The sequence below is a fragment of the Streptomyces sp. NPDC058683 genome, from assembly GCF_042716195.1.
GTDB lineage: Bacteria > Actinomycetota > Actinomycetes > Streptomycetales > Streptomycetaceae > Streptomyces.
Map to the genome: position 1 here is coordinate 188860 of NZ_JBHXSK010000018.1, position 9268 is coordinate 198127.

9 protein-coding genes are annotated in these 9268 nt (G+C 70.3%); all 9 read left to right on the forward strand.

Annotation, left to right across the window (positions count from 1 at the left end; all coding sequences use genetic code 11):
- Positions 1–101 precede the first annotated feature (101 nt).
- The 9 genes from ACFWXC_RS21650 to ACFWXC_RS21690 all read left to right on the forward strand — a co-directional run bounded on the left by ACFWXC_RS21650 (position 102) and on the right by ACFWXC_RS21690 (position 9225).
- Positions 102–1628 (forward strand): GMC family oxidoreductase, encoded by a 1527-nt coding sequence (locus ACFWXC_RS21650; RefSeq protein ID WP_384480921.1) that lies wholly within the window; start codon positions 102–104, stop codon positions 1626–1628.
- A complete protein-coding gene (locus ACFWXC_RS21655) occupies positions 1628–2977 on the forward strand; it encodes a glycine betaine/L-proline ABC transporter ATP-binding protein (protein WP_384480923.1) in 1350 nt (449 codons plus the stop codon). Before ACFWXC_RS21650 ends, ACFWXC_RS21655 begins: the two co-directional genes overlap by 1 nt.
- On the forward strand, positions 2977–4911 hold the full coding sequence (locus ACFWXC_RS21660) for an ABC transporter permease (protein WP_384480925.1): 1935 nt from the start codon (positions 2977–2979) through the stop codon (positions 4909–4911). The genes ACFWXC_RS21655 and ACFWXC_RS21660 overlap by 1 nt, the downstream gene beginning before the upstream one ends.
- Positions 4912–4913: 2 nt before the next feature.
- Positions 4914–5864 carry an ABC transporter substrate-binding protein gene (locus tag ACFWXC_RS21665; protein WP_384480927.1) on the forward strand — a complete coding sequence of 317 codons (951 nt, stop codon included), beginning with the start codon at positions 4914–4916 and terminating at the stop codon, positions 5862–5864.
- A gap of 131 nt (positions 5865–5995) precedes the next feature.
- Positions 5996–7408 (forward strand): condensation domain-containing protein, encoded by a 1413-nt coding sequence (locus ACFWXC_RS21670; RefSeq protein WP_384480929.1) that lies wholly within the window; start codon positions 5996–5998, stop codon positions 7406–7408.
- A 165-nt stretch (positions 7409–7573) separates the two neighbouring features.
- Positions 7574–7819 (forward strand): hypothetical protein, encoded by a 246-nt coding sequence (locus ACFWXC_RS21675; RefSeq protein WP_384480931.1) that lies wholly within the window; start codon positions 7574–7576, stop codon positions 7817–7819.
- 8 nt (positions 7820–7827) lie between these two features.
- A complete protein-coding gene (locus ACFWXC_RS21680; protein WP_384480933.1) occupies positions 7828–8193 on the forward strand; it encodes a hypothetical protein in 366 nt (121 codons plus the stop codon).
- A gap of 95 nt (positions 8194–8288) precedes the next feature.
- Positions 8289–8579 carry a hypothetical protein gene (locus ACFWXC_RS21685; RefSeq protein ID WP_384480935.1) on the forward strand — a complete coding sequence of 97 codons (291 nt, stop codon included), beginning with the start codon at positions 8289–8291 and terminating at the stop codon, positions 8577–8579.
- A 301-nt stretch (positions 8580–8880) separates the two neighbouring features.
- Positions 8881–9225, forward strand: a complete 345-nt coding sequence (locus ACFWXC_RS21690) for a hypothetical protein (RefSeq protein ID WP_384480937.1) — start codon at positions 8881–8883, stop codon at positions 9223–9225.
- Positions 9226–9268: the final 43 nt, after the last annotated feature.

The window sequence follows — 9268 nt, forward strand, 5'->3', positions numbered from 1 at the left end:
CGTACGCGAGAGCCGCGACGCGAGAAGAGCCGCCGGACGAGAAGAGCGGCTACGCGAGAAGCCTCACCGAGGTCTTCGGAAGCCTTTTGGAGCACCCCCCCATGTCCCAGTCCCACACCTACGACTACGTCGTCATCGGCGGCGGAACCGCGGGTTCCGTCATAGCCTCCCGTCTCACCGAGAACCCCGATGTCACGGTCGCCGTGATCGAGGGCGGTCCCAGCGACGTCGGCCGCGACGACGTCCTCACCCTGCGCCGCTGGATGGGCCTGCTCGGCGGCGAGCTGGACTACGACTACCCGACCACCGAGCAGCCGCGCGGCAACTCCCACATCCGGCACAGCCGGGCCCGCGTCCTCGGCGGCTGCTCGTCGCACAACACGCTCATCGCCTTCAAGCCGCTGCCCTCCGACTGGGACGAGTGGGAGGAGGCCGGCGCCAAGGGCTGGGGCGCGGTCCCGATGGAGGCGTACTACGCCCGTCTCCTCAACAACATCGTCCCGGTCGACGAGAAGGACCGGAACGCCATCGCCCGCGACTTCGTCGACGCGGCGCAGGAGGCGCTGGGCGTCCCGCGGGTGGAGGGCTTCAACCGCAAGCCGTTCACCGAGGGCGCCGGCTTCTTCGACCTCGCCTACCACCCCGAGGACAACAAGCGCTCCAGCGCCTCGGTGGCCTACCTCCACCCGGTGATGGACGAGCGCCCCAATCTGACGATCCTGCTGGAGACCTGGGCGTACCGGCTGGAGCTGGACGGTACCCGCGCCGAGGGCGTCCACGTCCGTACCAAGGACGGCGAGGACCTGCTGATACGGGCCCGCAACGAGGTCGTGCTGAGCGCGGGCGCCGTCGACTCCCCGCGCCTGCTCCTGCACTCGGGCATCGGCCCGGCAAAGGACCTCGAAGCGCTCGGCATCCCGGTCGCGCTCGACCTCCCGGGCGTCGGCGAGAACCTCCTCGACCACCCCGAGTCGGTGATCGTCTGGGAGACGAACGGCCCGATCCCCGAGAACTCCGCGATGGACTCCGACGCGGGCCTGTTCGTGCGCCGCGACCCCGAACACGCGGGCCCGGACCTGATGTTCCACTTCTACCAGATCCCGTTCACGGACAACCCGGAGCGACTGGGCTACCGGCGCCCGGAGTTCGGCGTCTCGATGACCCCGAACATCCCCAAGCCGCGCAGCCGCGGCCGGCTGTACCTCACCAGTGCCGACCCGTCCGTGAAGCCCGCGCTGGACTTCCGTTACTTCACCGACGAGGACGACTACGACGGCCGGACCCTCGTCGACGGCATCCGCATCGCCCGCGAGATCGCGAAGACCGAGCCGCTGGCCGGCTGGCTGAAGCGCGAGGTGTGCCCGGGGCCGGAGATCCTCGGCGACGCCGAGCTCAGCGAGTACGCCCGCAAGGTCGCGCACACGGTGTACCACCCGGCGGGCACCTGCCGGATGGGCTCGGCGGACGACCGGCAGGCCGTGGTGGACCCGGAGCTGCGGATCCGGGGCCTGGACGGCATCCGTGTCGCCGACGCCTCCGTCTTCCCGACCATGCCGGCCGTGAACCCGATGATCGGAGTGCTGATGGTCGGCGAGAGGGCCGTGGACCTGCTGAAGGGCGGTGCGTGATGACCAGTACGACCCCTGTGACGACCCCTGCCACACCCCCGGGCTCGACCCCTGTCTTCTCCGTCGACGGTCTGTGGAAGGTCTTCGGTCCGAAGGCCGACCGCGTTCCCGGGGACCCCGAGCTGACCGGGCTCGCGCCCGCCGACCTGCGCGCCCGCACCGGCTGTACGGCCGCCGTCCGTGACGTCTCCTTCGACGTGCGCAAGGGCGAGGTCTTCGTGGTGATGGGCCTGTCCGGCTCCGGGAAGTCGACGCTGGTCCGCTGCCTGACGCGGCTCATCGAGCCCACCTCCGGCACGATCGTCATCGACGGCGAGGACGTCCGTGCGATGGACAAGGGCCGGCTGCGCGAACTGCGCCGGCACCGCGCGGCGATGGTCTTCCAGCACTTCGGGCTGCTGCCGCACCGGTCCGTCCTCGACAACGTCGCCTACGGCCTGGAGATCCAGGGCGTCGGCAGGTCCGAGCGGCGCAGCCGGGCCGCCGAGGTCGTCGCCAAGGTCGGCCTGGAGGGCATGGAGCAGCGCCGCCCCGGCCAGCTGTCCGGCGGCCAGCGCCAGCGGGTCGGGCTGGCGCGGGCGCTCGCCGTCGACCCCGAGGTGCTCCTCTTCGACGAGCCGTTCAGCGCGCTCGACCCGCTGATCAGGCGGGACATGCAGGAGGAGGTGGTCCGCCTGCACCAGGAGGAGGGCCGCACGATGGTCTTCATCACGCACGACCTGAGCGAGGCGCTCAAGCTCGGCGACCGCATCGCGCTGATGCGGGACGGGCGGGTGGTGCAGCTCGGCACACCGGAGGAGATCGTGGGCTCCCCGGCCGACGACTACGTCCGGGAGTTCGTGCGGGACGTACCGCGCGAGCAGGTCCTGACGGTGCGCTCCGCGATGAGGCCGGCGAAGGACGGGGAGGCCTCGGCGGGACCCGCGGTCGGCTCGACCGCGACGGTCGCCGAGGCGATCGACGTGGTGGCGGGGGCCGGCGCCCCGGCGCGGGTCGTGGACGGGGACCGGTGCGTCGGTGTGGTCGACGCGGACACGTTGCTCGGAGTCGTGGCGAAGCAGCCTGCGGGCGCTCATTCGGCCGCGGGCGAGTGGGGGCCGGTCGCGCAGTTCCCCGCGCCCCTGGGTGGGGATGCGGATGGTTCGCCGGAAGGTCCCGCAGCCGACTCAGCCGACTCAGCCGACTCAGCCGGTTCAGCCGACTCAGCCGCGGGCAGTCGTGCCGCTCGGGCGACACGGGCGGGCGATGGGGGTCCCCCCGCTCGAGCGAAGCCGAGAGTGGGGGAGGCGCCCCGTGAGCGCGGGCAAGTGAAACCCCCCGCCCCCCGCACCAGTCCGGAGGGTGTCTGATGGCGACGATCACTGTCCCGAGTCCCCGCCGAATAGCCCTGCCCGCCAGTCAGGCCGTGCGCAAGCTCCTCGCCCTGGCCGTGGTCGCCGCGGTCCTCGTCCCCCTCGCCAACTCCCACTGGACCAGCGCCGCCTGGCCCCACACCCTCACCGTCGACCTCTCCTCACCGCTCACCTCCGCCAGCAACTGGGTGATCGACAACCGCGACACCCACCCCCTCTTCCTCTACTTCCTCGGCTACATCAGCAACGCCGTCGTCCTCACCGTCCGCGTCGTCTACCTCGCCCTCCTCGCCGCGGGCTGGCCCGGCGTCACCGTGCTCGCCGCCGCCGTGGCGCACCGCGTCGCCGGCGTCCGGCTCGCCGCCGGTACGGCCGCCGCCTTCCTCGCCTGCGGTGCCCTCGGCATGTGGGTGCCGACGATGCAGACCCTCGCCCTGATGGTCGTGGCGGTCCTCGCGTCCGTCGCCGTCGGCCTGGTCCTCGGCCTCGGTGCCGGTCTCTCCGACCGGCTGAACCGCGCCCTGCGTCCGGTCCTGGACACCATGCAGGTGCTCCCCGCCTTCGCCTACCTCCTCCCGGTCGTCCTGGTCTTCGGCATCGGCGTCCCCGCGGCCGTCCTCGCCACCGTCGTCTACGCCGCCCCGCCCATGGCCAGGCTCACCGCCCTCGGCCTGCGCGGCGCCGACCCGGAAGTCCTGGAGGCCGTGGAGTCGCTGGGCGCCACCCGCAGGCAACTGCTGCTGACCGCCCGTATCCCGCTCGCCCGCAAGGAACTCCTCCTCGGTCTCAACCAGACGATCATGATGGCGCTGTCGATGGCGGTCATCGCCTCCGTCATCGGCGCCGGCGGCCTCGGGGACCGCGTCTACCAGGCCCTCGCCTCGGTCGACGTCGGCGCGGCCCTCGCCGCCGGTATCCCGATCGTGCTCCTCGCGGTCGTCCTGGACCGCATCACCGCCGCAGCGGGCGACCGGGGCGACACCCGCCCCTCCCCGGCCGGCCTCCTCTACGCCCTCGCCGCCACCGTGGCCGTGGCCGTCGCCGCCCGTCTCCTCGGCGGCCTCGACTGGCCCGCCGCCTGGACCGTGAACTTCGCCGAACCCGTCAACCGTGCCGTCGACTGGATGACCGCCCACCTGTACTCGGGCGTCCCGGTCGTGGGCGGCACCGCCGACTGGGCGGCCCACTTCACCACCTGGATCCTGGACCCCGTCCGGTCGGGCCTGCAGTGGCTGCCCTGGTGGTCGGTGCTGCTCGTCGTCGCCGCCCTGGCCTGGCTGATCGGCACCTGGCGCACCGCGCTCACCGCCGTCCTGGCGATGGCCGCGATCGGTGTGCTGGGGGTGTGGGAGCCGTCGCTGGACACGCTGTCCCAGGTCCTCGCGGCCGTCGCCGTCACCCTCGTCCTCGGTTTCGCGACCGGTATCGCCGCAGCCCGCAGCGACCGCGTCGAACGCGCCCTGCGCCCGGTCCTGGACGTCTTCCAGACCATGCCGCAGTTCGTGTACCTGATCCCGGTCGTCGCCCTGTTCGGCGTCGGCCGCGCCCCGGCCGTGGCGGCCGCCGTCGTCTACGCGCTGCCGGCCGTCGTACGGATCACCACCCAGGGGCTGCGGCAGGTCGACCCGGCCGCCCTGGAGTCCGCGCGGTCGCTCGGCGCCACCGGCCGTCAGCAGCTGTGGCAGGTCCAACTACCGCTCGCCCGGCCCGCGTTGCTGCTCGCCGTCAACCAGGGCGTGGTGCTGGTCCTCGCCGTCGTCATCATCGGCGGCCTGGTCGGCGGTGGCGCTCTCGGCTACGACGTCGCCTTCGGTCTCGCCCAGGGCGATCTGGCGACCGGACTGGTGGCCGGTGCCGCCATCGTCTGCCTGGGCCTGATGCTCGACCGCGTCACCCAGCCCACGGAACGCCGTGCGGGGAAGGGAGCATGACCATGCGCCGTACGACCCTGGTGGCCGCCGCCTCCGTGCTCGTCCTCGCGACCGGCTGCGGTGCCGCCGACATGACCAAGCAGGCCTCGCCCTTCGCCAACGCGCAGGGATCGAAGACCGTGACCCTGTCCGTGCAGTCCTGGGTCGGCGCGCAGTCCAACGTGGCCGTCGCCCAGTACCTGCTCGAACACGAACTGGGCTACCGCGTCGACACCGTGCAGGTGGACGAGGTGCCCGCCTGGGACGCGCTCAGCCAGGGACGCGTCGACGCGATCCTGGAGGACTGGGGCCACCCGGACCAGGAGAAGCGGTACGTCGAGGACAAGAAGACCATCGGCCGTGCCGGGGACCTCGGAGTCACCGGGCACATCGGGTGGTTCGTGCCGACCTATCTGGTCAAGCAGCACCCCGACATCACGAACTGGAAGAACCTCAACAAGTACGCCTCGCTCTTCCGCACCGCGGAGAGCGGCGGCAAGGGCCAACTCCTCGACGGCTCACCGTCGTACGTCACCAACGACAAGGCGCTGGTGAACAACCTGAAGCTGGACTACCAGGTCGTCTTCGCCGGTTCCGAGGCCGCCCAGATCACCCAGATGAAACAGTTCGCCAAGGAGAAGAAGCCCTTCCTGACCTACTGGTACTCGCCCCAGTGGCTGTTCCAGAAGGTGCCGATGACCGAGGTGAAGCTCCCGGCGTACCAGGAGGGTTGTGACGCCGACGCGGCCAAGGTCGCCTGCGCCTATCCGCACACCCCACTGCAGAAGTACCTCAACGCGGACTTCGCGAAGAGCGGCGGCAAGGCGGCGGCCTTCCTGAAGAAGTTCAAGTGGACCACCGAGGACCAGGACGAGGTCTCGCTGATGATCGCCGACCAGAAGCTGAGTCCTCAGGAGGCCGCCGAGAAGTGGGTGGACGGCCACCCCTCGGTGTGGAAGAAGTGGCTGTCCTGAGCAACACCGGTTGATCGCTTCACCGTTCGAGGTGTCACACGTCCCGCTGAAAAGTGGGCGACACAGCGGCCATCGCTCGCGCACGGCTCTGCCTTGATCAAGCTGGTGTCTTCTGTGAAGGAGACGCCATCGTGCGAATTTCTGACATTCAGCGCTGCGAGGTCCGGCCCGGACGGCTAGTCGAGTGGACGTTCAGCCCGGCGACCGTCGCGGCCGCGACAGCGCTCCCGCCGGATCCGCGGCCGCCGGCGTACATCCAGGAGTCGCACATCAGAACGGCGCGGGCGGTGCGCGAGGACGGGTTGTTCGTACCGACCTGGCTCGGCACGGCGTTCGACCTGCCGGGCCGGGCCGACCTCGACGTGCTGGAAGAGGCCTTGCGCGGCTGGACGTTGCGTCACGAGACGCTGCGCAGCGGCTTCCGGTGGGCCGGCGACGACATGCACCGGTTCACGCTCGACGCCGACGACGTGACGCTGCACCGCGAGGTGGTCGGCGACTTCGCCGACGCGGACGTGCTGGCCCGGTACCTGCAGGACCGATTCGACGTCGCGGCGGACGCGCTCGGCTGGCCGAACCTCATCTACGCGGCGGTCGTCCGTGACGACTCCACCAGCGTGTACATGGCCTTCGACCACACCAATGTCGACGCCTACTCCCTCCAGCTCACCTCGAACGAGATCCACGGGCTGTACACGTCGGGCGTCTCGGGGCGGCCCGTCTCCGGTGCGCCGGTGGGGAGTTACGTCGACTTCTGCCGGCACGAGCGGGCGAACGCGGACGGGATCGACGACACACACGCGATCGTCGCCCGCTGGCGGGAGTTCATCGCCCGGTGCGACGGGAGGCTTCCGGAGTTCCCCGTCGACCTCGGTCTGCAACCCGGCGGCGCGCTGCCCGCCCAGAAGCTGATGTGCGAGCCGCTCGTCGACGCGGACACCGCCGCCGCGTTCGAGGCGCACTGCCGGCCCTACGGCGGCAGCCTGGTCGGCATCCTGGCCGCGACCAGTCTGATCGTCCACGAACTCGGCGGGCAGCCGGTCTACCGGACGGTCGTGCCGTTCCACACCCGACTGAAGTCCGAATGGTCGGACTCCGTGGGCTGGTACGTCGGCGGCGCACCGATCGAGGTGCCCGCGGCACGGGACTTCGACGGCGCACTCGCCACGGTCCGCGCCGAGCTGCGCGCCAACCGGTCGCTGGCGCGCATTCCGCTGGCCCGCGTACTGCGGCTGCTCGGCACGGACTTCCGTCCGACCTCGCCCGACCTGTACTCGATCGTCTCGTACGTGGATGCCCGCCTCACCCCCGGCTCGGCCGGCTGGACCGAGCACAAGACGTACGGGCTGATCCGGGTGTCGTACGGCGACCAGGTGTGTGCCTGGGTCAGCCGGCTGCACGAGGGGCTCTGGTTCGCCTGCCGTTACCCGGACACCGAGGTCGCCTACAAGAACGTGCGGCGGTATGCCGAGCGACTGCGGGACCTCATTGCCTCCGTGCCGGCGGGCGATCACATTCGAGCCGCGCAGCCGGAATTCCTCTGACTCAACTTCCCTTTGATACGACCGTATTGGTATCGGCGGCGTTATGCGGCGAACGGCAACTCATGGCCCCATTGGGTGCGGTAAGTCGCATGCGGCTACTGCTAGTGTTTGCGTGGTCACGCTAGGCAATCGGTCTCGATGTACAGAAAGAGAATCGAGGTTTCCATGCGCAAGCTTCAGAAGGTCGTGTTCGCGGCGGTGGCGGCGGCCGGCGGCCTGTCGGCCCTCGGTGCCGGTACCGCTGTCGCCGACAGCGGCACCAACGGGCTGCAGGTGTCCGACCTCTACCGCCCCTACCAGGAGTGCAGTCCGCAGACGGTCGCCGAAAACGATGTCCCGATCGGTGTGCTCGGTCTCGCGGGCACCACGGACACCACCTGCGGTCAGTACAACACCGCTTTCAAAGGGTGAGTTTGACCATGTTCGACAGGAAGAAGATCGCGGCTCTCTCGGTGCTCGTCGGCGGCCTCGTCATGGCCGGTGGCGGCATCACCCAGGCGTATGCCGCAGCGGGCCCGGGGGCCTGCACCCAGGACGTCCTGGGCAACCTCACCTGCACCCAGCGGTTCAAGGGCGAGGTCCCCGAAGGTGAACTCCCGCCCCACCAGGACACCTGTCAGACGGTGCAGCCCCTGACGGTGCCCGCCGTCCTGGGCAACGGGAGGGCGCGGCTCGGGCCCGAGGTGACCTGTTCCCCCGGGACGTGGGGATCGACCGGCACCCGCGAGGACCGGCACGCGGGGCGGTGGCGGGCGACGACGCGACACGAGGACGACGCGACATGAGCGAGTTAGATCCTGAATGACTACGAAATGTGTGTATATGCTCACATTGCGTAGTCGAGCCGGGCTGTCCTGCCCGGATAAGAAAGGGTCAAATCATGCGTAAGTTTCAGCGTGCCGCGGTCGTAGCGGCGGCGGTTGCCGGCCTGTCCTTCGTCGGTGCCGGGGCCAGCTTCGCCGCCGGTGGCGAGGACGCGGGCCAGGGCGTCACCGCCGTGGCCAACTCGTCGGCCAACGCCGTTGCCGTCGGCAGCAGCGGTTACTACGGCCCGCAGGTGCAGCCGCAGGGTCAGCCGGAGGACCAGAAGTCCGGTCCCGAGCAGGGTCCCGAGCAGGGTCCCGAGCAGGGCCCCGAGGGTTACGGCCAGCAGGGCGGCGAGGGCGAGTAACGGCGTACCGGGGGCTCGTCCTCTCGGCGCCATCACGAACGCATCGGCCTCCTTCGGAAGCCCGAGGAACATCGCACGAACTCCGGGGTCCGTTCAGCAGCCTTGCTGAGTGACACCCCGTGGCGAAGGCAGCCCGGACGCACCGCTCCCTCGGGGCACGCGCCCGGGCTGCCGCCATCCTGCCGTCGGTAGCGGTCGGCACCGTGTCCCGGCGCAGGATGCTCTGTTTCGACCTTCCCGGGCTCGGACGCACGCCGGTAACGGCGCGCGGCCGGGCCTCTTTTGCAAAGGAAAGCAGCACATGTTCACTCGGCAGAAGATTGCCACCGTCACGGGGCTCGTCGGGAGTCTCGCAGCGATCTGCGTCGGCGCCGGACACGCCTACGCGGACGGACACTCGAGCGACTGCAAGACCGATGCGCAGGGTGACACCGTCTGCGTTCGCAAGTCCGAGGTCCACACCGACAAGGACGGCACGCACATCATCAGGCAGACGCAGGACTGCTCGACGACCGACCGGCCGAGCGTGGTGTATCCGGAGGACGGACTGATGGCCAGTGGATCCACGGAGGCAGGGCCCGTCGTGGACTGCTCCAACACGGCGGAGCTGCCCAAGGGCTTCAAGAAGCCGCACATCGCGTTCTGAGCGCCGTTGACGCGTTCCTGAGCGCCATGGACAGAGCCCGGTG

Excerpts from the sequence above, each read along its gene's own strand:
- ACFWXC_RS21665 (WP_384480927.1), top strand. The coding sequence starts at position 4,914 with ATGCGCCGTACGACCCTGGTGGCCGCCGCCTCCGTGCTCGTCCTCGCG.
- ACFWXC_RS21675 (WP_384480931.1), top strand. The coding sequence starts at position 7,574 with ATGCGCAAGCTTCAGAAGGTCGTGTTCGCGGCGGTGGCGGCGGCCGGC.
- ACFWXC_RS21690 (WP_384480937.1), top strand. The coding sequence starts at position 8,881 with ATGTTCACTCGGCAGAAGATTGCCACCGTCACGGGGCTCGTCGGGAGT.
- ACFWXC_RS21680 (WP_384480933.1), top strand. The coding sequence starts at position 7,828 with ATGTTCGACAGGAAGAAGATCGCGGCTCTCTCGGTGCTCGTCGGCGGC.
- ACFWXC_RS21655 (WP_384480923.1), top strand. The coding sequence starts at position 1,628 with ATGACCAGTACGACCCCTGTGACGACCCCTGCCACACCCCCGGGCTCG.
- ACFWXC_RS21660 (WP_384480925.1), top strand. The coding sequence starts at position 2,977 with ATGGCGACGATCACTGTCCCGAGTCCCCGCCGAATAGCCCTGCCCGCC.
- ACFWXC_RS21685 (WP_384480935.1), top strand. The coding sequence starts at position 8,289 with ATGCGTAAGTTTCAGCGTGCCGCGGTCGTAGCGGCGGCGGTTGCCGGC.
- ACFWXC_RS21650 (WP_384480921.1), top strand. The coding sequence starts at position 102 with ATGTCCCAGTCCCACACCTACGACTACGTCGTCATCGGCGGCGGAACC.